Source organism: Microbacterium sp., from assembly GCF_051953575.1.
Taxonomy (GTDB): domain Bacteria; phylum Actinomycetota; class Actinomycetes; order Actinomycetales; family Microbacteriaceae; genus Microbacterium.
Genome location: NZ_JBQCIP010000301.1, coordinates 1 through 22,137 on the forward strand (window position 1 = coordinate 1; position 22,137 = coordinate 22,137).

General features: G+C 71.0%; 25 protein-coding genes and 1 tRNA gene. 9 read left to right on the forward strand and 17 right to left on the reverse strand.

Annotated elements, in window-relative coordinates; translation table 11 throughout:
- Positions 1–217: 217 nt before the first annotated feature.
- A complete protein-coding gene (gene otsB, locus ACTHNQ_RS19160) occupies positions 218–1,009 on the reverse strand; it encodes a trehalose-phosphatase (protein WP_440335531.1) in 792 nt (263 codons plus the stop codon).
- Positions 1,006–2,517, reverse strand: a complete 1,512-nt coding sequence (locus tag ACTHNQ_RS19165; protein WP_440335532.1) for an alpha,alpha-trehalose-phosphate synthase (UDP-forming) — start codon at positions 2,515–2,517, stop codon at positions 1,006–1,008. Before ACTHNQ_RS19165 ends, otsB begins: the two co-directional genes overlap by 4 nt.
- Before the next feature lie 133 nt (positions 2,518–2,650).
- On the opposite strand from ACTHNQ_RS19165, the gene ACTHNQ_RS19170 reads away from it, so the two are divergent.
- Positions 2,651–2,905 carry a hypothetical protein gene (locus ACTHNQ_RS19170; RefSeq protein ID WP_440335533.1) on the forward strand — a complete coding sequence of 85 codons (255 nt, stop codon included), beginning with the start codon at positions 2,651–2,653 and terminating at the stop codon, positions 2,903–2,905.
- 71 nt (positions 2,906–2,976) lie between these two features.
- Here ACTHNQ_RS19170 and ACTHNQ_RS19175 read toward each other — a convergent pair whose 3' ends face one another.
- From ACTHNQ_RS19175 to ACTHNQ_RS19185, 3 genes are read right to left on the reverse strand one after another with little or no spacing between them, the layout of a single operon-like run.
- Positions 2,977–4,161: an acetyl-CoA C-acetyltransferase gene (locus ACTHNQ_RS19175; RefSeq protein WP_440335534.1), complete on the reverse strand. Its 1,185-nt coding sequence runs from the start codon at positions 4,159–4,161 to the stop codon at positions 2,977–2,979.
- Positions 4,158–4,823, reverse strand: coding sequence for a CoA transferase subunit B (locus ACTHNQ_RS19180; RefSeq protein WP_018171170.1), 666 nt, complete (start codon positions 4,821–4,823; stop codon positions 4,158–4,160). Before ACTHNQ_RS19180 ends, ACTHNQ_RS19175 begins: the two co-directional genes overlap by 4 nt.
- A 1-nt stretch (position 4,824) precedes the next feature.
- Positions 4,825–5,610 carry a CoA transferase subunit A gene (locus ACTHNQ_RS19185; protein ID WP_440335535.1) on the reverse strand — a complete coding sequence of 262 codons (786 nt, stop codon included), beginning with the start codon at positions 5,608–5,610 and terminating at the stop codon, positions 4,825–4,827.
- A 103-nt stretch (positions 5,611–5,713) separates the two neighbouring features.
- On the opposite strand from ACTHNQ_RS19185, the gene ACTHNQ_RS19190 reads away from it, so the two are divergent.
- On the forward strand, positions 5,714–6,499 hold the full coding sequence (locus tag ACTHNQ_RS19190) for an IclR family transcriptional regulator (protein ID WP_440335536.1): 786 nt from the start codon (positions 5,714–5,716) through the stop codon (positions 6,497–6,499).
- A gap of 52 nt (positions 6,500–6,551) precedes the next feature.
- Here ACTHNQ_RS19190 and ACTHNQ_RS19195 read toward each other — a convergent pair whose 3' ends face one another.
- From ACTHNQ_RS19195 to ACTHNQ_RS19235, 9 genes are read right to left on the reverse strand one after another with little or no spacing between them, the layout of a single operon-like run.
- A complete protein-coding gene (locus tag ACTHNQ_RS19195) occupies positions 6,552–7,484 on the reverse strand; it encodes an alpha/beta fold hydrolase (protein ID WP_440335537.1) in 933 nt (310 codons plus the stop codon).
- Positions 7,469–8,221, reverse strand: a complete 753-nt coding sequence (locus tag ACTHNQ_RS19200) for a 3-hydroxybutyrate dehydrogenase (protein ID WP_440335538.1) — start codon at positions 8,219–8,221, stop codon at positions 7,469–7,471. Before ACTHNQ_RS19200 ends, ACTHNQ_RS19195 begins: the two co-directional genes overlap by 16 nt.
- Complete coding sequence (locus ACTHNQ_RS19205; RefSeq protein ID WP_440335539.1) at positions 8,218–8,898, reverse strand: TetR/AcrR family transcriptional regulator; 681 nt, start codon at positions 8,896–8,898, stop codon at positions 8,218–8,220. The genes ACTHNQ_RS19200 and ACTHNQ_RS19205 overlap by 4 nt, the downstream gene beginning before the upstream one ends.
- A complete protein-coding gene (locus ACTHNQ_RS19210; protein ID WP_440335540.1) occupies positions 8,895–10,559 on the reverse strand; it encodes a class I adenylate-forming enzyme family protein in 1,665 nt (554 codons plus the stop codon). Before ACTHNQ_RS19210 ends, ACTHNQ_RS19205 begins: the two co-directional genes overlap by 4 nt.
- Entirely contained in the window at positions 10,556–11,659 is a 1,104-nt protein-coding gene (locus ACTHNQ_RS19215) for a branched-chain amino acid ABC transporter permease (RefSeq protein ID WP_440335541.1), read from the reverse strand. The genes ACTHNQ_RS19210 and ACTHNQ_RS19215 overlap by 4 nt, the downstream gene beginning before the upstream one ends.
- Positions 11,656–12,531, reverse strand: a complete 876-nt coding sequence (locus ACTHNQ_RS19220) for a branched-chain amino acid ABC transporter permease (protein WP_018171178.1) — start codon at positions 12,529–12,531, stop codon at positions 11,656–11,658. Before ACTHNQ_RS19220 ends, ACTHNQ_RS19215 begins: the two co-directional genes overlap by 4 nt.
- Positions 12,528–13,241, reverse strand: coding sequence for a branched-chain amino acid ABC transporter ATP-binding protein (locus ACTHNQ_RS19225; protein ID WP_018171179.1), 714 nt, complete (start codon positions 13,239–13,241; stop codon positions 12,528–12,530). The genes ACTHNQ_RS19220 and ACTHNQ_RS19225 overlap by 4 nt, the downstream gene beginning before the upstream one ends.
- Entirely contained in the window at positions 13,238–14,050 is an 813-nt protein-coding gene (locus tag ACTHNQ_RS19230; RefSeq protein WP_440335542.1) for an ABC transporter ATP-binding protein, read from the reverse strand. The genes ACTHNQ_RS19225 and ACTHNQ_RS19230 overlap by 4 nt, the downstream gene beginning before the upstream one ends.
- A gap of 19 nt (positions 14,051–14,069) precedes the next feature.
- Positions 14,070–15,272 (reverse strand): substrate-binding domain-containing protein, encoded by a 1,203-nt coding sequence (locus tag ACTHNQ_RS19235; protein ID WP_440335543.1) that lies wholly within the window; start codon positions 15,270–15,272, stop codon positions 14,070–14,072.
- A 197-nt stretch (positions 15,273–15,469) separates the two neighbouring features.
- On the opposite strand from ACTHNQ_RS19235, the gene ACTHNQ_RS19240 reads away from it, so the two are divergent.
- Both ACTHNQ_RS19240 and ACTHNQ_RS19245 read left to right on the forward strand, forming a co-directional pair.
- Complete coding sequence (locus tag ACTHNQ_RS19240) at positions 15,470–15,910, forward strand: MarR family winged helix-turn-helix transcriptional regulator (RefSeq protein ID WP_440335544.1); 441 nt, start codon at positions 15,470–15,472, stop codon at positions 15,908–15,910.
- A complete protein-coding gene (locus tag ACTHNQ_RS19245) occupies positions 15,907–17,139 on the forward strand; it encodes an MFS transporter (RefSeq protein WP_440335545.1) in 1,233 nt (410 codons plus the stop codon). The genes ACTHNQ_RS19240 and ACTHNQ_RS19245 overlap by 4 nt, the downstream gene beginning before the upstream one ends.
- Positions 17,140–17,242: 103 nt before the next feature.
- On the opposite strand, the gene ACTHNQ_RS19250 is transcribed toward ACTHNQ_RS19245, so the two are convergent.
- Positions 17,243–17,318: transfer RNA gene (locus ACTHNQ_RS19250), tRNA-Lys, on the reverse strand.
- A 93-nt stretch (positions 17,319–17,411) separates the two neighbouring features.
- Here ACTHNQ_RS19250 and ACTHNQ_RS19255 point away from each other — a divergent pair.
- From ACTHNQ_RS19255 to ACTHNQ_RS19265, 3 genes are read left to right on the forward strand one after another with little or no spacing between them, the layout of a single operon-like run.
- Complete coding sequence (locus ACTHNQ_RS19255; protein WP_440335546.1) at positions 17,412–18,239, forward strand: inositol monophosphatase family protein; 828 nt, start codon at positions 17,412–17,414, stop codon at positions 18,237–18,239.
- A 44-nt stretch (positions 18,240–18,283) separates the two neighbouring features.
- Positions 18,284–18,862 (forward strand): hypothetical protein, encoded by a 579-nt coding sequence (locus ACTHNQ_RS19260; protein ID WP_440335547.1) that lies wholly within the window; start codon positions 18,284–18,286, stop codon positions 18,860–18,862.
- A 2-nt stretch (positions 18,863–18,864) separates the two neighbouring features.
- Entirely contained in the window at positions 18,865–19,404 is a 540-nt protein-coding gene (locus tag ACTHNQ_RS19265; protein ID WP_026305483.1) for a YaeQ family protein, read from the forward strand.
- 19 nt (positions 19,405–19,423) lie between these two features.
- Here the strand turns inward: ACTHNQ_RS19265 and ACTHNQ_RS19270 are convergent, their stop codons facing one another.
- Positions 19,424–19,840, reverse strand: coding sequence for an NUDIX hydrolase (locus ACTHNQ_RS19270; RefSeq protein WP_040569954.1), 417 nt, complete (start codon positions 19,838–19,840; stop codon positions 19,424–19,426).
- A 49-nt stretch (positions 19,841–19,889) separates the two neighbouring features.
- On the opposite strand from ACTHNQ_RS19270, the gene ACTHNQ_RS19275 reads away from it, so the two are divergent.
- Together ACTHNQ_RS19275 and ACTHNQ_RS19280 are read left to right on the forward strand one after the other, a co-directional pair.
- Positions 19,890–21,371: an SDR family NAD(P)-dependent oxidoreductase gene (locus tag ACTHNQ_RS19275; RefSeq protein ID WP_440335548.1), complete on the forward strand. Its 1,482-nt coding sequence runs from the start codon at positions 19,890–19,892 to the stop codon at positions 21,369–21,371.
- The gene (locus ACTHNQ_RS19280; protein ID WP_440335549.1) at positions 21,365–21,589 is read left to right on the forward strand and encodes a putative acetyltransferase; all 225 of its coding nucleotides are present in this window, start codon (positions 21,365–21,367) and stop codon (positions 21,587–21,589) included. The genes ACTHNQ_RS19275 and ACTHNQ_RS19280 overlap by 7 nt, the downstream gene beginning before the upstream one ends.
- 52 nt (positions 21,590–21,641) lie before the next feature.
- Here the strand turns inward: ACTHNQ_RS19280 and ACTHNQ_RS19285 are convergent.
- The coding region (locus tag ACTHNQ_RS19285) for an SDR family oxidoreductase (protein WP_440335550.1) at positions 21,642–22,137 on the reverse strand (496 nt) is incomplete at its 5' end.

Sequence of the window (22,137 nt, forward strand, 5' to 3'; positions counted from 1 at the left end):
TCCAGCTCGACGCGATGCCGATCTGGGGCTTGTCCCAGTCCTCGTCGCCCATTCCGACGGCGCGGAGCATTCCGCGGGATGTCGTCGCTTCGATGCCGTCGGTGACGACGCGGCTGCGGGGCTTGATGTCGATGGAGTTATCAGCTGCGGGTGAATCGGGCCGGGCCATTGTTGCAGTCTATTCCCGCTCCGACACCCGGTCGGTCGGCATGACGACTCAGCCCAGGGCGCGCGTGCGTTCCTGCGCCAGACGGCTCAGGAGAGCTGCCAGCGCGGCGATGTCGGGAACGCGCACGGCCGCCGCAGAGGGTCCCTGCCCGACGCGCACGCCGAGGTCGTCCGGGCCCAGGCTCGCGATGGCGTCCTCGTCGGTGACGTCGTCGCCGGCGAACAGCACGGCTGTCGCGGCGACCCGCTCGCGCAGCTCGGCGACGGCGGAGTCCTTGCCCTCGTGCCGGAACGCGAACTCGACGATGTTGTGGCCGGTGCGCCGGCGCCAGTGCGGCGCCTCTTCGGCGATGATCGCGTCGACGAGTCGGTTCGCCTCGGCGGCATCCGCGGGGTCGGCTCTGCGCGTGTGCACGCCGAAGCCGAAGGTCTTGGGCTCGATCCAGACGCCGTCGAGATGCGCGGTGGCGCGCTCGGCGTGCGCCCGCAGCGTGTCCCGCAGCCGGACGTCGTCCTCGTCCTCGCCGTGGGTCACGAGGCCTTCGCCGGGGATCCAGAACTCCGCCCCGTGCGATCCCGCGAGCAGGACGCGTGAGTCGTCGCCGTGCTCGGCGATCACGCGCAGGTCGACGAGGCTGCGCCCCGACACGAACGCGACGACGGTCTCCGGCGCCTCCACGAGGGCCTCGACGGCCACGCGCGCGGCAGGCAGCATCCGCGCGTCCATGGGCTCGTCCTCCAGCGGCGACAGCGTGCCGTCGAAGTCGAGCGCGACGAGCAGGCGCGGGGATGCCGCGAGCCGCTCGATCGCGTGGACCGCCGGCTCGTCGACGCCGCTCACGCGTCGGCCCGCTTGCTCTTGCGGGCGTCTTCGAGGGCGTCGAGGAACGACTTCGACCACCGGTCGACATCGTGCTCCAGCACCCGCTTGCGCAGTGCCCGCATGCGGCGCCCCTGCTCGGCGGCCGGCATCTCGATGGCGCGCATGATCGCCTCCTTCATGCCGCCGATGTCGTGGGGGTTGATGCGGATCGCGCTGGGCAGCTCGTCGGCGGCGCCGGCGAACTCGCTCAGCACGAGCACGCCGCGGTTGTCGATCCGGGTGGCGACGTACTCCTTCGCCACGAGGTTCATGCCGTCCCGCAGCGCTGTGACGAGCATGACGTCCGCGGCGAGGAACAGCGCCACCATCTCCTCCCGCGGGTAGGCCTGATGGAGGTACCGGATGGCGGTGTGGCCCATGGTGTCGTGGTCGCCGTTGATGCGCCCGACGGTCAGCTCGATCTCGTCGCGCAACTGCATGTACGCCTCGACGCGCTCGCGGCTCGGGCTCGCGACCTGCACGAGGGTGACGTCCTCGACGTCGATGCGGCCGTCCTCCAGCAGCTCGCCGAACGCCTTGAGACGGTGGCGGATGCCCTTCGTGTAGTCGAGACGGTCGACCCCGAGGAGGATCTTCTTCGGGTTGCCGAGGCTCTCTCGGATCTCCGCCGCCCGCGCCTTGATGTCGGGGCGCTGGGCCAGCTCGATGTAGGACGAGGCGTCGATCGAGATCGGGAACGCCTTCGCCAGCGCGTTGCGCGTGGTGCCGTCGGGAAGGGGCACGGTGATGCCGGTCGCCTTCGTCTGGTAGCGCAGCTGGCGTCTGACGGCGCGCGCGAAGTTGCCGGCATCCGCCACCCGCTGGAAGCCGATGACGTCGGCGCCGAGCAGACCTTCGAGGACCTGGCGCCGCCACGGGAGCTGCGAGTACAGGCCGTATGCCGGGAAGGGAATGTGGTGGAAATACCCGATCGTCAGGTCGGGACGCGCCTCGCGCAGCATCGCCGGGACGAGCTGCAGCTGGTAGTCCTGCACCCAGACCGTCGCGCCCTCGGCGGCGACCGAGGCCGCCGCCTCGGCGAAGCGCCGGTTGACCTTCACATAGGCGTCCCACCAGACGCGCCGGTAGCGAGGCGCCGCGATGACGTCGTGGTAGAGGGGCCAGAAGGTGTCGTTCGACATGCCCTCGTAGTAGAGCTCGACCTCCTCCGCGCTGAGCGCGACGGGCACGAGGTGCGTGCCCTCGAACTCGAACGGCTCGACCTCCAGGTCGGCGCGGCCGGGCCAGCCCACCCACGCGCCGTCGGCTCGCCGCATGACGGGCTCGAGCGCCGTCACGAGGCCGCCCGGTGAGCGCCGCCACTCCGTGTCGCCGTCCGGCTCGGTGACCTTGTCGACCGGAAGCCTGTTGGCCACGACGACGAGGTCCGCGCGGCGATCGGTCTCCGAGGCGCTCTCCGGTGCGGACGCTCGGCTCTGACGGCTCGGGGCGGTCTCTGTCGGGTCGGCGGCTTTCGGCACTGTCACGGGACTCCTGACGGTTCGTGGACGCGGCACGCTCAGGGTAACAGCGGCGTCACGGCCGCCGACGTCCCTTGACTGCCGGGCCCGCGCGTGTCAAGGGCGCCCCGCCGACCCTCCTTGGCGCTAACGTGGCGGCATGCGCAAGTACCTCTTCGGCACCGGCATCATCACGGCGTTCACGGGAGGGCTCACGCTGCTGCGGGGGCTGCGCGAGGACGAGCCGTTCACGTGGCGCACCGCACTGGCGTGGGCGAGCTGGGGCATCTCGCTGGCCCTCGCGATCGGGGCGATCGTCGACGTGCGCCGCGCCTCACGCGGGCAGCTCGTCGCGGGCGACTCCCCCGTGCACGGCCATGAGAAGAAGCTGCTCAAGCGCCGCCTGGAGAACTGAAGCAGGTCCGACAGCCCGACGGGTCGAGGCATGTGCCTCGACCCGTCGGCGTCTTCAGAACTCCCCGCGGGTCAGCGCGTGAGGATGAGAGCGTCGCCCTGACCGCCGCCGCCGCAGAGCGCGACCGCGGCCGTGCCCCCGCCCCGGCGGACCAGTTCGTGCACCGCGTGGACGACGAGCCGGTTGCCCGATGCACCGATCGGGTGCCCGATGGCTATGCCGCCGCCGTGCGGATTGACGACGTCGTCGGCGAGCCCCAGTTCGCGCTGCGAGCGCGCGACGACGGCGCCGAACGCCTCGTTGATCTCGACGATGTCGAGGGCGGCGGGCGTGATCCCCTGCTTCGCGCACGCCTTCTCGATCGCGCGGGCGGGCTGGGCGTGCAGCGAGTTGTCGGGGCCCGCCACCTGGCCGGACGCACCGACGACGGCCAGCACCGGCCAGCCGTTCGCGTCGGCGTGGGAGCGGCTTGTCAGCACCACCGCCGAGGCTCCGTCCGAGATCTGCGACGAGTTGCCCGCGGTGATCGAACCCCCCGCGGCGAAGGCGGGGCGCAGACCGGCGAGCGTCTCGACCGTCGTCTCGGGACGGATGCCCTCGTCCTTGGTCACGACCACAGGCTCTCCGCGTCGCTGCGGGATCTCGACCGGCACGATCTCGGCGTCGAACACGCCGGCCTCCTGCGCGGCCGCCGCGCGCTGGTGCGACCGCGCGGCGACGGCATCCTGATCCTGGCGCGTGACCTCGAAGCGCTCGTTGTGACGCTCGGTCGACGCGCCCATGCTCTCGGCGTCGTACGCGTCCGTGAGCCCGTCGTACGCCATGTGGTCGAGCACCTCGATCGAGCCGTACGCCCAGCCGTCCCGGGATCCCATCAGCAGGTGCGGCGCCCGGGTCATCGACTCCATGCCGGCGGCGACGACGACGCTCGCGTCGCCGACGGCGATCATGCGGGCCCCGTCGATGATGGCGGTCAGGCCCGAGAGGCACACCTTGTTGACCGAACCGGAATGGACCTCCCACGGGATGCCGGCGCCCACGGCCGCCTGGCGCGCCGGGTTCTGGCCGGCCCCGGCCGCGAGCACCTGGCCGACCAGCACGGCGTCCACGGCGTCGGCGGGGATGCCTCCCTGGGCGAGCGCGCCACGGATGGCGGCGCTGCCGAGCTGCACGGCGGTCAGCGGCGCGAGCTGGCCCTTGAGCCGCCCCTGCGGGGTGCGGGCGGCTGCGACGATGACGATGTCGTCGTGGTTCATGATTCCTCCTTGACGGTCGCCGCGAGCGCTTCCGCGACGCGCAGCTCGGGTTCGGTCGCGGCGATCACCTCGTCGACGGTCACACCGGGTGCCGTCTCGACCAGCACGAGTCCGGCATCGGTCACATCGATGACGGCGAGGTCGGTGATGATGCGGTCGACGACGCCGCGGCCGGTGAGTGGCAGCGAGCATTCGTCGACGATCTTCGCCGTCCCGTCCTTCGCGACGTGCTCCATGAGCACGATGACCTTCGCGGCGCCGTGGACGAGGTCCATCGCGCCGCCCGGGCCCTTCACCATCTTGCCGGGGATCATCCAGTTGGCGAGGTCGCCGTTCGCCGACACCTGCATAGCGCCGAGGATGGCGGCGTCGATCTTGCCGCCGCGGATCATGCCGAAGCTCGTCGCGGAGTCGAAGAACGCCGCACCCGGAAGAGTCGTGACCGTCTCTTTGCCGGCGTTGATGAGGTCGGGGTCGACGTTCTCTTCCGTGGGGTACGGACCGACGCCCAGGATGCCGTTCTCGGACTGCAGCACGACCGTGACGCCGTCGGGCACATAGTTGGGCACGAGCGTCGGCAGGCCGATGCCGAGGTTGACGTAGGCGCCGTCGGCGAGCTCGCGGGCCGCGCGGGCGGCCATCTCGGTGCGGGTGAGCGCCATGTCAGGCTCCTTCCGGGGTCGCGGGGCCGCCGACGGTGCGCCGTTCGATGCGCTTCTCGATGCCGGTGCCGACCTCGACGATGCGGTGGACATAGATGCCGGGGAGGTGGATGCCGTCGGGGTCGAGTTCGCCCGGCTCCACGAGCTCCTCCACCTGCGCGATGCAGACGCGGCCCGCCATGGCGGCCAGCGGGTTGAAGTTGCGCGCGGCCTTGTTGAACACGAGGTTGCCGTGGCGGTCGCCCCGCAGCGCGTGGACGAGTGAGAAGTCGGTGACGATCGCCTCTTCGAGCACGAAGTCCCGCGGCGTGCCGCCGAGATCGAACGTGCGGACGTCCTTGACGGGCGATGCGACGGCGATGCTGCCGTCCACCGCGTACTTGCGCGGCAGGCCGCCCTCGGCGACCTGCGTGCCGACGCCCGTCTGCGTGTAGAACGCGGCGATGCCCGAGCCGCCGGCGCGGAGCTTCTCGGCGAGGGTGCCCTGCGGAGTCAGCTCGAGCTCCAGCTCGCCCGACAGGAACTGCCGCTCGAACTCCTTGTTCTCGCCCACGTACGACGACGTCATCTTGCTGATGCGCTTGGCGTTCAGCAGCACGCCGAGCCCCCAGTCATCGACGCCGCAGTTGTTGCTGACGATGCGCAGGTCGCTCGTGCCCTGCGCGAGCAGCGCCTCGATGAGCGCGATGGGGTTGCCCGACAGTCCGAACCCTCCCACCGCCAGGGATGCCCCGTCGGGGATGTCGGCGACGGCCTCGGCCGCCGAGCCCCAGGTCTTGTCGATCACGTGCCACTCCTTCGTTGCGGATCCCCTCCATCCTCATCCCGTACCGGGGCTGGCGCGAGCCGCCGCTTGCCATGTGGATCAGGCATCGCCTAGCGTCCATATCGTGGACACCTCGCAACGCAGCGTTCCTGGCGCGCAGTCGGTCGCGCGCGCCGCTCGGCTCCTCAGGCTCGTCACGTCGGGCGGCGACGACGGGATGCCGGTGGCCGAGCTCGCGCGCCGCGCCGACCTCACCCGCCCGACGACGCACCGGCTGCTCACGGCGCTCCGCCACGAGGGCCTCGTCGACCAGGACGAGCGGACCGGGCGGTGGATGCCGGGCCCGGAGCTCTACCTGATGGGGTCCGTCGCGGCATCCCGCTATGACATCACCACCATCGCCCGCGACATCGTGCGGTCGCTGGCGGTGCGCACCGAAGAGAGCGCGTTCCTGTCGGTGCGCCGCGGGGACGAGACCGTCTGCCTGCTGCGCGAGGAGGGCAGCTTCCCGATCCGGTCGTTCGTGCTGTCGGAAGGGGTGCGCTTCCCGCTCGGAGTCGCCTCGGCCGGGCTCGCGATCCTGGCGTTCCTCCCACCCCACGATGTGGACGCGTACTTCGACCGGCACCCGTCGCTCGCCGCCGACTGGGGCGCCGCGCACGGCGAGGCGCGGCTGCGCACGCGGCTGCGCGACACGCAGGAGCGCGGCTACGCGGTCAACCCCGGGCTGATCGTCGAGGGATCGTACGGGCTGGGCGCCGCGGTGTTCACGCGAGAGGGACACCCGCAGTGGGCGCTGAGCCTCACGGGCGTCGAGTTCCGGTTCGGCCCCGACCGGCTGCCGGAGCTCGGGCGCACCCTCCTCGCGCACGCGCACCAGCTGACGACCCGCATCGCGGCGGCGCGTTGACCCGACCGCGGCGCAGCGGCCGCCCGATCAGGAGGTCGAACCGAGCGCGGACCTAGACGGTCCGCGCGCCGAGCTCGTCCCGTACGGCTTCCGCCACGACGTCGGCGCCGGCGGGCGACATCACGATCGTGTAGTGGTTGAAGCCGTCGACGCGCTCATGGCGCACGTCGGGGTACTCCTCCAGCAGCCGCGCGAGGTGTGCGGGCGCGTAGAGTCCGGGCGGCTCGTCCTGCAGGCCCCGCGGCACCGTGAGGAGGCGGGTGGGATGCCGCAACCCGGCGAGCGCGTCCGGCAGGGCGGTCCCGGTGTTCATGTCGACGGTGTCGTCGGCGGTCGTCGCGTAGCTCGTCGCGGGACGGAAAGCGCCCTCGCCGTCCGGGACGAGGTCGTACGCGAGATAGCGCTCCAGCTCGGGCGTCCAGGCGTCGGCGAACGCGGGATGCGCCCGCCAGAAGTCGAGGTACTCGGTCGGCCCGGCGAACCTCATCGACAGTCGGGCGGCTGTGGGTCCGAGGATCCCGGCCACCAGTTCGTCGGCGCCGAGCCCCGCAGGGACGTCGAGCGGCAGGCCCCCGTCCACGAGCACGAGGCGCGAGACCCGTTCGGGGTGCAGGTGGGCGAACACGACCGACACGAAGGCGCCCATCGAGTGCCCGACGACGACGGCGCGATCGATCCCGAGCGCATCCATGAGCGCGGCCAGGTCGGCCGCGTGGGCGGTCATGCCCGCGGCGCCGTCGATGCCGTTGCTGCGGCCGCGGCCGCGCAGGTCCGGGGCGACGAGCCGCACCCCCGGCAGCCGCTCGACGACGAACGGCCATGCGAGGTGCGACGCCGTGACGCCGTGCACCAGCAGGACGGCCGGCGCGTCGGGACCGGTATCCACCGGCTCCCATACCCCGGCATGCAGCATCCCGCCGTCGACGGCGACGTCGAGCTCGCGATAGTCGTGGGCGCGCCTGCCCGCCGTCACCGCGCCGTCCATCCGCCGTCGATCGTGTAGGACGCGCCCGTGGCCATGCCCGCTTTGTCCGAGACGAGCCAGCCCGCCAGCGAGGCGACCTCGTCGGCCTCGACGAGCCGCTTGACAGCGCTCTCGGTGAGCATGATCTTCTCGACGACCTCGCTCTCGGGGATGCCGTGCACCTTCGCCTGATCGGCGATCTGCTTCTCGACGAGCGGCGTGCGCACGTACGCGGGGTTGATGCAGTTGCTCGTCACGCCGTGCGGTGCGCCTTCGAGCGCCGTCACCTTCGACAGCCCCTCGAGGCCGTGCTTGGCCGCGACGTAGGCGGACTTGAACGCGCTCGCGCGCAGGCCGTGGGCGCTGGAGATGTTGACGATGCGGCCCCAGCCGCGCTCGTACATCGCCGGCAGCGCGGCGCGGATGAGCAGGAACGGCGACTCCAGCATGAGCCGTAGCAGCAGGCGGAAGGTCTCGGGGTCGAAGTCGGTGATGGGCGACACGCGCTGGATGCCCGCGTTGTTGACGAGGATGTCGACGTCGAGCGTCAGATCGTCGAGCGCGCGGGTGTCGGAGAGGTCGACCACCCAGGGTTCACCGCCGACCGCGGCTGCGGCATCCGTCGCCGCGTCCGCGTTGAGATCGGCGATGATGACGTGCGCCCCGCGCCCTGCGAACTCCCGGGCGCACGCGAGGCCGATGCCGCTCGCACCGCCCGTCACGAGGGCGCGCCTGCCGGCGAGATCTTGCACTGTCATCGGTCTTCCTCCTCAGCACGCGGTGCGAGCGCGTTGTCGATGAACCGGGTCATGCCCGCGAACACCCGCGGGTCGAGCTCGGCCGGCGGCTTGCCGTCGGCGTCGCGCTCCCACAGCAGGAAGCGCATGCCGATGAGCTCGCCCATGCCCATGAGCGCCCACGCGGTGGTCTCGGGGTCGAGGGCACGGTCGACGTCTCCGCTCGCCTGCGCGGTCCGCAGCCCCGCCTCGTACCCTTCGACGATGCGCGTGTAGTGCAGGCGCAGCACCTCGGGCGACACGAACTCGGCCTCGCGCACGACCCGGTAGAGAGCGGGATGCTCGGCGGTGAAGCGGAAGAAGCCCGCGAACCCCGCGCGCTCGGCCTCGAGGCGGCCGGCTGCGCCCGCCATCGCCTCCGACATCGAGTGCCGCACGCGGCGGTTGAGGTCGAGCACCAGCGCCTCGAAGATCGACTGCTTGCTGTCGAAGTAGAGGTAGAACGTGCCCAGCCCGATGCCCGCACGCTCGGTGATCTTGACGATGGATGCCTCGTGGTAGCCCTGCTCGGCGAACACGAGCTCCGCCGCCTCCAGCAGGCGGCGACGGGTCGCCTCGCCGCGTTTGGTCAGCGGGCGGCCGGTCGCGGACGACACCAGCTCCTCGTGGTGGTCGACGAGTTCGTCGGACATGCTCATCTGGGCTCCCCCTTGCTCGGCGGGCGGGCACCGGCCCGCTCGCGTCGGTCGGCGCGTGCGCGCAGCGCCCGTGCCTGTTCGCGCAGTCGTGAACGCGCGAGCTTCTCGATCGTCGACCGCGGCAGCTCGTCGACGAACTCGACCTGCACCGGGACCTTGAACGCCGCGAGGTTGCGGCGGGCGTGCGCGAGCAGTTCGTCGGCCGACAGCGCGGCACCGGCGCGGCGCACGACGAAGGCCACCCCGCGTTCGCCCCACACCTCGTCGGGCACGCCCACCACGGCCGCCGCCTCCACGAGCGGGTGCCGACACAGGGCCTGCTCGACCTCGGCCGGTGCGACGTTCTCGCCGCCCGAGATGTAGATGTCCTTCAGCCGATCGACCACGCGGTACACGCCGTCGGCGTCGCGCGAGACGAGGTCGCCGCTGCGGAGCCACTCGCCCACCCTGGCGCGCGCGGTCGCGGCGTCGTCGCCGAGGTACCCGTCGAACACGCTGGGCCCGCGCACCCACAGCTCGCCCGTCGCCTCGCCCTCCAGCGCGAGGCCGGTCGCCGGGTCGACGATCCGCACCGACACGTGCGGATACGGGCGCCCCACGGCTCCGGGAGCGGCATCGGCCTCGGCGGCGGGCAGGTGCAGCACGTTGGGCCCGGCCTCGGTCAGGCCATAGCCCTGGGTGAGCGGCACACCGCGCCGAGCCCACGTCCGCTGCAACTCCACCGGCATCGTGGCCCCTCCCACGAGGGCGAGCCGCAACGACGAGGTGTCGGCCGACGCCGCGTCCCGCTCGGCGGCGAGCATGGCGTACTGGGTCGGCACCCCCATCATCGCCGTGACACGGCGATCGGCGATCAGCTGCAGCACCCGTGCGGGCTGGAACGACCGCTCCAGCACGACGGTCGCCCCGACCCACCAGGCGAGCAGCGGCTGGCAGTTCCACGCTGCCACGTGGAACTGCGGCAGCATCGCCAGCACGATGTCGTCCGCGGTCAGCGGCAGGGCCTGCGCGAGGGCGAGGTTGTTCCAGAAGCAGTTCGCGTGCGTGAGGACGACCCCCTTCGGCGCCGCCTCGCTCCCCGACGTGAAGATGATCAGCAGCGGGTCGTCGTCGCGGACGGGCCGGCGGATGCTCGGCCGCGCGTGGGCGGGAACAGTCCCCACGGCCGCTCCGCGCGCCACCGGCGCGTCGCGCGGAGCCTCTCTCGGCGTGACCCCGGCCTCGACCCCGGTGGTTCCGAGCACGGCGGTCGGCGGCATCCGATCGGCGATCCTCAGCGCGGCGCCCGCGAGCGCCTCGTACTCGTCCTCGACGAGCACCAGCGCGGGATCGGACCGGGTGAGGACGTCGGCGAGCTCGCGCGGCGTCAAGCGCCACGACAGCGGGACGAAGGCGATGCCCGCCAGCGCGCACGCGAAGAACGCCACGACGTGGTCGGTCGAGTTGCCCGACACCGTCGCGATCCGGTCCCCGGGCCCGTAGCCGCTGTCGCGCAGCGCGTCGGCGAGCGCCGCCGAACGGGCTGCCAGCGTGGCGTAGTCGGTCGTCACGCCGCGGTCGTCGATCGCAGTCCGCTCGGGCGACCGCGCGGCGCGGTCGATCAGCCACCGGCCGATCGTGTGCGGCCCGTCGTCGAGCTCGGGGTCGGCGGCCCAGGTCATGCCCGCACCTCCACGGGCGCCTCGGCGGCGTCGTCCGCATCGTCCAGCCGGCGGAGCGCCCCGCGGGCCTTCTCGCCACGCCGACGACGCACCGCCGCATCGATCGTGCCGGCGATGCCGCCCGGCAGGAACATCACGACCACGATGAACAGCACGCCGAGCAGGAACAGCGGCTCCGACAGCGGCACGCGCAGCCAGTCCGGAAGACCCGCGATCGCGTCGGATCCGGCGAGGACGGTGAGTCGCTGATCGAGCAGCGTGTAGAGCACACCGCCAACGATGGCACCCCACCGGAATCCGACGCCACCCAGCACGACCATCACGAGCACGGTGATCGTGAGGTCGGCCGACACCGAGCGCGGAACCGTGCCCGACTGCAGCAGCATGTAGGCCACCCCGGCAAGGCTCGCGAGCCCCGCGGCGATCACGAACACGATGAGCTTCACGCGGTACGGCGACAGCCCCAGCACCCGGACGCGCTGCTCGTTCTCGCGTGTCGCGCGGGCGAGGTGTCCGAGGCGCGAGGTGTCGACCCACAGCGTCACGAGGTAGACGACCACGAGCACCGCGAGCGTGAACCAGTACAGGTTGCGCGTGTTGATCACGCCGATGAGGAAGTCGGGAACCTGCTCGGTGTTGAGACTCAGCCCCTCCTCACCGCCGGTGACGTGCGAGTTGCGGCGCACGAGCACCGAACCCGCCTGCGCGAACGCGAGCGTGACCATGGCGAACGGGATGCCGGACACCCGCATCGAGACGGCGCCGGTCGCGAGGGCGATGACCATGCCGCCGACGAGGGCGATGAACACGCCCGGCCACAGCGGGACGCCGAAGTGCTCGAGCGCGATGCCCAGCCCGTAGGCGCCGGCCCCGAAATACAGGGCGTGGCCGAACGACAGCATCCCTCCCGACCCGAGGAGCAGGTTGTACGACAGCGCGAGCGCAGCGAACACCATGCACAGCGACAGCAGGGCGAGCGTGCCCGGCATGTAGGTGGGAGTGGGGAGGATGCCCGGAAGCGAGAGGTTCAGCAGCGGCAGGACCGCCATGAAGACGACGAGCGCAGCGCCGACGACGGCGGGGACGTACTTGCGCATCATGCCCTCTTTCCGAGCAGTCCGGTCGGCCGCACCAGCAGCACGAGCGCCAGCAGGATCACGACGATGAAGTCGCCCGTGCCGCCGAGGTAGAAGTTCGCGAACTGCTGCAGCACGGCTACGAGGACCGACGCGATCGCCGCGCCGGTGAGCGAGCCGAGACCGCCGACCACCGTCACGATGAAGGCGAAGATGAGCAGGGTCTGACCGAGGTGGGCCGAGACGAACGTCGAGTAGTGCATCGCGAGCACTCCCCCGATGCCGGCTGCCGCCCCGCCGATGGCGAAGACGAGCGTGAACGAGCGCCGCACGTCGATGCCGAGCGCCGTGACCATCGAGCGGTTCTCGACCCCGGCGCGGATGATCATGCCGTAGCGCGTCTTCTGCAGGAACAGCACGAGCGCCGCCAGCACGAGAACCGCCGCGATCATGAGCACCCAGTAGGTGTTCGGGATGCGGGCGCCCAGCACCTCCGTCGTCTGCGTGAGCCACGACGGCCCCGAGATGTGCACGGGGTCGGTGCCCCAGATCCCTTCGAACAGGGCGACCGCCGCGAACGAGAGCCCCACCGTGACGAGCACCTGCTCGATGTGCCGCTCGTACAGCGGGCGGATGAGCACCAGTTCGGTGAGCGTCGCGAACACCGCACCGACGCCGGCCCCGACCAGCAGCGACAGCAGGAAGGACCCCCACGAGTCGGTGCCGAGCGCCTGGGCGACCATCCAGCCGACGAACGCGCTGAGGGTGAGGAACGCGCCGTGTGCGAAGTTCAGGACGTGCATGAGCCCGTAGATGAGGCTCAGTCCGCTGGCGACGAGGAAGTACAGGGCGCCGAGCCCGACGCCGGTGATGAGGGTGAGGACGAGGGTGCTCATGCGGCATGCTCCACGTGGACGCCGAGGAGACGGCGTGTGAGGTCTTCGTCGTCGAGGATCTCTCGCGCCTTGCCGACGTGTGCGACGCGACCGCCGGCGATCACCACGGCGTCGTCGGCCAGACGGCGGACCACCTCGAGGTTCTGCTCGACGAGGAGGATGGGCACGGTCTTCGACGCCTCTTCGAGCGCGTCGGCGACCTCGGTCACGATCTTCGGCGCGAGGCCCTTGGTGGGCTCGTCGACCAGCAGCAGCCGGTTGTCGTTGAGCAGGGCGCGGGCGACCGACACCATCTGCTGCTGACCGCCTGACAGCGTGCCGGCGGCCTGGTCGCGGCGTGCCACGAGATCGGGGAAGAGCTCGGCGACGAACTCGCGTCGGGGGGCGCGCTGCCGCTCGGCGAGTGCCAGGTTCTCGGCCACCGTGAGCTTCGAGAACACCTCGCGGTCCTCGGGCACGTACCCGACACCGCGGCGCACGATGCGGTGCGTGGGCAGCCCGTCGATGCGCTCCCCGGCCAGGCGGACCTCGCCGCGCCGCGAGACGAGTCCGAGGATGCCGCGCAGCGTGGAGGTCTTGCCGACGCCGTTGCGGCCGAGCACGGCCGTGATGCCGGTCGCCGGCACGTCGAACGAGACGTCCTCGACGACCTGCTGGCCGGCGATGGTGCAGCGGAGGTGCCGCACGGTGAGGATGGGCTGCGCGCTCATGCCGCCTCCCCCGCCGCTCCGGTGCCGAGGTACGCGCTCTGCACGAGCGGGTTCTCCATGATCCGCTGCGGGGTGTCGTACGCGATGATCGTGCCGAAGTACATCACGGCGACCTTCTCGACGAGTCCCATGAGCACATCGATGTGGTGCTCGACCATGAGGAGCGTGCACCCCTTCTCGCGCTGCATCTCGCGGATGTTCTCTACGAGACCGGGCACGTCACCCGAAGCGACGCCGGCCATCGGCTCGTCCAGCAGCACGATGCTGGCCTCGGTGGCCAGCAGCACCGCGATCTCGAGCTTGCGCTTGTCGCCGTGCGAGATGTCCCCGGCGAGCGCGTCGAGTTTGTGCCCCAGCCTGACGGCGTCGAGCTTGGCCAGGGCGAGCTCGGTGGCGGCATCCGTCCGCTTCGGGAAGCGCAGCAGCGAACCCGAGCCGCCGAGCGACACCTGGGCCGCCAGGCGCACGTTCTCGAGCACGGACAGCTTCGGGAACAGGCTCGAGGTCTGGAAGGTGCGCCCCAGTCCCGCCCGCGCCCTGGCGGGCACCGAGGCCGTCGTGATGTCGCGGTCGTCCAGCAGCACGCGTCCGGCCGTGGGCTTCATCAGCCCTGAGATCACGTTGAAGAGCGTGGTCTTGCCGGCGCCGTTGGGACCGATGACGCCCACGAGGGAGCCGGCGGCGACGTCGAGTTCGACGTCCTTGAGGATCGTCGCGCCGCCGATCTGCAGGCCGAGGCCTTCGATCTTCAGCGGAGAGCCGCGGCGCGCGGTCTCCGCGACGGGCGCGGACGGGACTGAGGTGCTCATCGCTTCGTGACGCCCCGGCCTACTCGGCTTCGGCCGGTGCGACGTCGTCGGCCGCCACGGTGTCGACGAGTTCAGGCACGTAGGTGCCGTCCTTCGCGACGAGCTTGACCTGGTACATGTCCTGGATGAGGGCGTGGTCGCCCGCGCGCACCGTCATCGAACCCTTGGGGCCCTCGAATTCGAAGCCCTCGAGCGACGAGACCATCGCGTCGACATCGCCCTTGCCCTCTTCGATGGCGTGGACGATCATGATGGCCGCGTTGAAGCCGTCGGGGCTGAACAGGTCGGGAGTGCCTCCCGCGTCCTCGATGGCCTTGACCATCGCGGTGTTGACGTCGTTGTCGGGAGCGCCCGGGAAGTAGTGGTTGAGGAAGCTGATCTTCTCGGATGCCTCACCGTACGCGCCGAACGTCGCGGAGTCGCCGAGCCCCGTGACGACGGGAATCTCGTCCATCACGCCCTGCTGGCTCATCGCCTGCCACATCGCGCCGGACGTGGCTCCGGCCCACGCGACGAACACGAGATCGGGGGCGCCGGCGAGCACCTGCTGCGCGAAGGGCGTGAACTCGGTGGCGTCCTCGGCGACCAGCACCGAGTCGACGGTCGCGCCCTTGCCCCCGAGGATCGCCTGCACGGCCGCGACGTTGCCCTGGCCGAACGCGTTGTCCTGCGCGAACACGGTCACCTTCTTGCCCTCGATGTCGTCGAGGAAGGTGCCGGCCGTCGCGACGTCCTGCGCGCTCTGGCGACCGGACCGGAACGTGTACTCGTTGATGCCGGTGATCGCGTCCGCGGCGGCGGGACCCGAGATGTAGAGCACCTTGTTCTGCGCGGCCTGCTCTGCGACGGCGAGCGCGACACCCGACGACGCGGTGCCCGCGATGATGTTGACGCCCTCGCCGATGAGCTCCTTGACCGCGGTGACGGCCTTGTCGGGGTCGCCCGCGTCGTCGCGGTACTCGACGGTGATCTTCGTGCCGTCGATCTCGCCGCTGCCGTCGGTGGCGTAGTCGAGCCCGGCCTTGAAGGCGTCGAGGTACTGCTTGCCGTATCCGGCCAGCGGGCCGGACTCGCTCGTGACGATGCCGACGGTGACCTCGGACGGGCCTCCGCCGTCCGTCGCGTCGCCGGACGGCGTCTCTGCGGACGGCGCGCACGCCGCCAGGGCGAGTGCTGCCGTGACGACCACGGAGCCCAGGAGCAACTTCTTCGTAACCCGCATGTGCGTGCCTTTCCCCATTGGAAGGATCTGGTGCATCGAGCCTCAACATGAGAACCGATTCAGGTATTTGCAATCTAGGAAAGAACGATGCGCGCGGTCAAGTCGGGCGGCGCGGCGTTATCGAATCGGGACACGACGAGCGGCAGCATCCGTAAACTGCATACCGGCGTTATATATCACTGGTATGCTTGTGCGACGTGACACACGATCAGGACATCGAGACCCTCATCGTCGCCGCGCACACGCTCACGCGACTCGCGGCGCTCGAGACAGCCAACGACACCCCCGCCGCCCAGTGGCGGACGCTCACCATCCTTCGCGACAACGGGCCGCTGCGCATCGGAGAGCTCGCGCGACTCAGCCGCGTCACCCAGCCCGGCATGACCCGGCTGGTGGGCAACATGGTCGAGCAGGGACTGCTGACGCGGACGACGGATGCCGCCGATTCCCGAGCCACGGTCGTCGAGGCCACCCCGCTCGGACTGGAGGCGCTGCACACCTGGCTGCTGCACCTGACCTCGGCGCTCGCGCCGCGCTTCGAGGATCTGACCGAGCAGGAGTGGGACGCGCTGCGCACCACGGCCCGAGTGCTCACCCGCAACCTCGACCGCGCCGCCAGCGTGGAGGCCGCCCGATGAGCGCGCACGGCTCCGCGAAGGTCTCGGTCTGGCGCCAGCCCGCACAGGTGTGGGCGGTCGCATTCGCCTGTGTCGTCGCCTTCATGGGCATCGGCCTCGTCGATCCGATCCTCCCGGCGATCGCCGAATCCCTGCAGGCGAGCCCCGTGCAGACCGAGCTGCTGTTCACCAGCTACCTGCTCGTCACCGGCCTCGCCATGCTCATCACGAGCTGGATCTCCAGTCGCATCGGTGCGAAGGCGACGCTGCTCATCGGCCTCGGTCTCATCGTCGTGTTCGCCCTCGCGTGCTCACTGTCGGGCAGCGTCGACGCCATCATCGGCTTCCGGGCCGGCTGGGGCCTCGGCAACGCGCTGTTCATCTCCACCGCCCTCGCGACCATCGTCGGCGCCGCCTCGGGCGGCAGCGGCGCGGCCATCGTGCTCTACGAGGCCGCGCTCGGCCTCGGCATCGCGATCGGGCCGCTGCTCGGCGGACTCCTCGGCGAGATCAGCTGGCGCGGCCCGTTCTTCGGAGTCGTCGCACTCATGGCGATCGCCTTCGTCGCCGTGCTGGCGCTGCTGCGGGGTCCGAGCGAGAAGCCCGTTCCGGTGCCGCTCTCGGCCCCGTTCAAGGCGCTGCGCATCCCCGCTCTCGCGGTGCTCGCCGTCGCGGCCCTGTTCTACAACATCGGCTTCTTCGTGCTGCTGGCGTTCTCGCCGTTCCCGCTCGGATTCGGCGCGATGGGCATCGGATTCACCTTCTTCGGATGGGGTGTGGCGCTGGCCGTCACCAGCGTGTGGGTCGCGCCGCTCCTCCTGCGGTATCTCGCCCGCACGACCGTGATGCTGCTGACGCTGCCGCTGCTCGCGATCGACCTCATCCTCGCCGGCATCCTCGTCGACAGTCCGGCCGCGCTCGTGGCGTGCATCATCGTCGGCGGTCTGCTGCTGGGCATCATGAACACGGTGCTGACCGAGTCGGTCATGGAGGCCACCGACCTGCCGCGCTCGGTCGCGTCGTCGTCGTACTCCGCCGTGCGCTTCCTCGGCGGCGCGGCGGCCCCGCCGCTCGCGGCCTGGCTGTGGCACGCGTACGGCCCGACCGTCCCGTACCTGTTCGCCGCGGCATCCATCCTCGTCGCGACGGCGACCATCGCGTTCGGCAAGCGCGCGCTCGCCCGCATCGACGAGCGTGAGGCGGATGCCGCCGAAGAGGCCGCCGCCGTGCTCGTGGGCGACGCCGCCTGACCATCCCCACACGACGAACGCCCCGGATCCGCAAGTCGGATCCGGGGCGTTCGTCGCTGTCGCCACATGCAGAGAGGCGGCCCTTGCGGACCGCCTCTCCGGGTGGTGCACCCCCTGGGACTCGAACCCAGAACCCACTGATTAAGAGTCAGTTGCTCTGCCGATTGAGCTAGAGGTGCATGTTTCGGATGACCCGAACACGAGGGACAACATTACATGACGATTCGCTGGACGTGAAATCGAGGTCGGAACGCCGCGGGTATCCTGGACCCGTGACCTCGCGCCCCTCCGCCCCGACGTTCGATGCGCCGTTCGACGGAGACCTCCGAGCCGACCTCGAACTGGCCATGAGGCTGGCCGATGCGGCGGATGCGGCATCCATGTCGCGGTTCGACGCGGCCGACCTGGACGTGAGCCTGAAGGCCGACGCGACGCACGTCACCGAAGCCGATCTCGCGACCGAGCGGGCGATCCGCGCGCTGCTGGAGGCCGAGCGACCCGACGACGGGATCTTCGGCGAGGAGTTCGGGGTCACGGGCGACGCACCCCGTCAGTGGATCATCGACCCGATCGACGGCACGGCCAACTACCTCAAGGGCATCCCGATGTGGACGACCCTCATCGCGCTGTCGATCGACGGCGTTCCGCGCGTGGGTGTCGCCAGCCAGCCGGCGATCGGCCGGCGCTGGTGGGCCGCGAGCGGCCTCGGAGCCTGGACCGACGGTCCCGACGGCGAACCGCAGCGCCTGGCGGTGTCGAGCGTCGACACGATCGCGGCATCGAGCGTGAGCTTCCAGAGCATCGGCCAGTGGCGGGATGCCGGCAAGCTCGACGCCCTGGAGCGCCTCACCTCGTCGGTGTGGCGCGATCGCGGCTACGGCGACGCCTGGCCGTACATGCTCCTCGCCGAGGGGCGCCTGGAGTTCGTCGCCGAATTCGACGTGAAAGAGTACGACATCGCGGCGCTCGTGCCGATCGTGACCGAGGCCGGCGGCCGCTTCACGTCGTTCGACGGCGAAGACACGGTGTCGGCGCGTTCCTCCCTCGCCACCAACGGCGTCCTGCACGAGGCGTACCTCCGCCTGCTGCACCAGTCCTGATCGACCTCGTTCCGCTCCCTCCCATCCCCCACGGAGATTCCTCGATGCTCGCCACCCGCCTCCTCGGCACCGCCGCCGCCCTGGCACTGTCCGCGCTCGCACTGACCGCCTGCTCCGGCGGTCCCGAGGCGGCCCCCGAGCCGACGTCGTCCTCGGCGCCGACCACATCGGCGCCCGAGCCGTCGGCGTCGTCGGCGCCGAAGCCCACGACGGCGGCCACGCCCACCTGCAAGACGCTCATCTCCGACAGCCTCGTCGCCGACTACGAGAAGCTGGGCGTGACCTCGCAGGAGTCGCCGCTGTACATCGGCAGCCAGCAGATCGACGGCGGCATCCTCTGCATGTGGGCGAACTTCGACCAGCCCGCGGGCGACTCCGGCCAGATCTACGGCTGGGCGAAGATGACCGATGCCGAGGCCGACGCCGCGCAGGAGGAGCTCCTCGCGGAGGGGTGGGTGCGCGAGGATGCCCCCGCCGGCGGCGTCTACATCACCGAGAGCCACGACACCGCGCTCGTCACCGACGATCAGGGCTACGGCATGACGTATCTGTTCGCCAACGGCCAGGTGACGGTCGCCGACACCAAGCAGGGCCTGCTCGTCATCGAGTGGCCGAAGGCCTGACCATGGCCGTCGGCGCGACGATGCACACCTTCGCGGTGCAGCTGGCCGACGTCGATCGCGGCGTCTATGAGGAGCTTTCGCTGCGCGTGGCGCGGCATCCGTCCGAGACGGACGCGTTCATGATGACGCGCGTGCTCGCGTACTGCCTCGAGTACGAGGAGGGCATCGCGTTCAGCGAGGGCATCTCTGCCACCGACGAGCCAGCGGTGCTGGTGCGCGACCTGACCGGCGCGCTGACCGCATGGATCGAGGTGGGGGCTCCGGATGCCGCACGCCTGCACTCCGGCAGCATGCAGGCCGCCCGCACGGCCGTGTACACCCACCGCGATCCCACGAAGGTCGCGGCGCCTTGGGCCGGCAAGCGTATCCACCGTGCCGACGAGATCCTGCTGCACAGCTTCGACCCGGGCTTCGTCGATGCCGCTGCGGCGCTCGTGGAGCGTCGCAGCACGATGACGCTGTCGGTGACCGAACGGCGGATCTACCTCGACCTCGGGGGTACCAGCCTCGAGAGCGACATCCACACGCGCACGGCCGCCTGACGGCCGCCGAGCGCCGGGGTCACGCCGGCAGGAAGTTCTCGCGGGCGAGCGGTGCGATGTCGAGGCCTTCCGCCTCGGCCCGGCCCACCCAGCGCAGCTCTTCGATCTCGGCGGCGACCACGGGCTGCTGGGCGCCGATGTCGGCCGCGAACACGTCGGCGACCACGAGGAATCCAGGCTCGTTCGCCGCGGCGGCGGTGAACGAGCCGAGGGATTCCAGCTCGTCGGGCCGCACCCGGATGCCGAGCTCTTCGAACAGCTCGCGCGCCAGCGTCTCGGCCGCCGACTCCCCCGGCTCGGGCTTGCCGCCCGGCTGCATGAACGCCGTCGTGCCCGCCTTGCGCACCAGCAGCAGCTCGCCCGCCTGGTTCACGATCACCGCCGCCGAGACGTGGATGCTGCGCACGGACGTTCCAGGAGAGTTCGGGGTGGTCACCCTGGCACGCTAACAGGTGGCGCCCACCTCGCCCGGCGTAGAATCACGTGTGCTTCCCGAATCCCCCGCGCCCTCCGACCTGCCGCCGAGCGGCATCGATCCGGACGATCTCGCCGTCGCACTCCGAGTGCTCGACAGCATGGCGGGGATCGACGAGACCCACCCCGACTTCATCGCGGTGCGGCGCGCCACGGCCAAGATGTTCAAGGCGGTCAAGCGTCACCGCAGACGCGAGATCCGCGACGCGATCGCCGCCGCCGACAAGGCGGTCGTCGCGGCCACGGCCACGGGAGCACCCGACCGCATCGACGACGAGACGCGCGGCATCCCCATCACCTCTTCGACCACCGCGCCCACGGCGGGAACGCTCATCAAGCCCCGCGCCTGCTACATCTGCAAGCAGCCGTACACGGTGGTCGACGCGTTCTATCACCAGCTGTGCCCCGACTGCGCGGCCCTGAGCCACGCCAAGCGCAACGCGCGCACCGACCTGACCGGCAAGCGTGCGCTGCTCACCGGCGGCCGCGCCAAGATCGGCATGTACATCGCACTCCGCCTGCTGCGCGACGGCGCCCACACCACGATCACCACCCGGTTCCCCCGCGACGCCGTGCGCCGGTTCAGCAGCCTGCCCGACGCCCCCGAGTGGATCGACCGCCTGAAGATCGTCGGCATCGACCTGCGCGATCCCGCCCAGGTCATCGGGCTCGCCGAGGACGTCGCCGCCGCGGGCCCGCTCGACATCCTGATCAACAACGCGACGCAGACGGTGCGTCGGTCCCCCGGCGCGTACCAGCCGCTCGTCGACGCGGAGCTGGCGCCGCTGCCGAACGGCCCGCTGCCCGAGCTCGTCACCTTCGGGCACACGAACGACCGTCACCCGCAGGCGCTCGAGCGCTCGGTGACGGCGCACCCCATCCTCGCCGCGGCCGCTTCGCGCGCCGACGAGCTCACCGAGCAGGCGATGGCGGCAGGCTCCAGCTCGCTGGAGCGGCTCGCCGCCGGCACCGCGATCGACGCCGGCGGACTCATCCCCGACCTCGACCACAGCAACTCGTGGGTGCAGCGCGTCGACGAGGTCGATCCGCTGGAGATGCTCGAGGTGCAGCTGGCGAACACGACGGCGCCGTTCCTGCTCGTGTCCAAGCTCCGCCCCTCGCTGGCCGCATCGAGCGCCCGGCGCACGTACATCGTCAACGTGAGCGCCATGGAGGGGGTGTTCAACCGCGGCTACAAGGGCCCCGGGCATCCCCACACCAACATGGCCAAAGCGGCGGTCAACATGCTGACCCGCACGAGTGCTCGCGAGATGTTCGAGACGGACCGCATCCTCATGACGAGCGTCGACACCGGATGGATCACCGACGAGCGGCCGCACCCCACGAAGGTGCGCCTCGCCGAGGAGGGCTTCCACGCCCCGCTGGATCTGGTCGACGGCGCCGCACGCGTCTACGACCCCATCGTGCGCGGCGAGGCCGGCGAAGACGTCTTCGGCGTGTTCCTCAAGGACTACGCCCCCGGCGCGTGGTGAACCTCCCCGAACCCGGGCGGCGGGTCGTCGTGCGGTACATCCTCCCGAGCGGCCAGGCGACCGACGCGCTGGGCGAGCTGCTGAGCGCGGATGCCGCGACCGTCGTGGTCGACGGCAAACGCGGTGTCGAGCGCATCCCGCGCGGCGCGATCATCGCCGCGAAGCAGGTCCCGCCACCGCCGCCGCCGCGCCCGCGCACCCATCCGCTGGATCGCTGAGCAGCAATCGCGAAACGCCCCGAGAAGCTCGGGGCGTTTCGCGTCGGGGGTATCAGGAGCGCGGCGGGTTGGCCGGCAGCCACTCGTCCAGGGTTGTCGCGAACACCTGCACACCGTCGATCGGCATGAGCGTGCGCTCCTGCATGCGGGCGCCGAAGTACGGCGCCTCGGGGTCGGTCACGACCTGGCGGGTGTCTCCTCGGAAGGCGAGTCCGCGTCGCACGAGCTCGTCGAGTCCCATGACCTCCGGGCCGGCGATCTCGAGGTCGCCGTTCAGGGGCGCGCCGGCCGCGGTGCGGGCGACCGCCGTGGCGACGTCTTCGGCCGCGATCGGCTGCATGAGGTTCGCCGGCAGGCGGATCGCGCCGCCGCCGGCAGAGACCTCGGCGATGCCGCCGATGAACTCGAAGAACTGCGTGGCGTGCACGAGCGAGTACGGCAGGCCGGACTCGCGGATCAGCTTCTCCTGCGCGGCCTTCGCGGCGAAGTACGCGATGTCGTTCGGCCGGTCGGTGCCGACGATCGTGAGGGCGACGTAGTGCCCGACC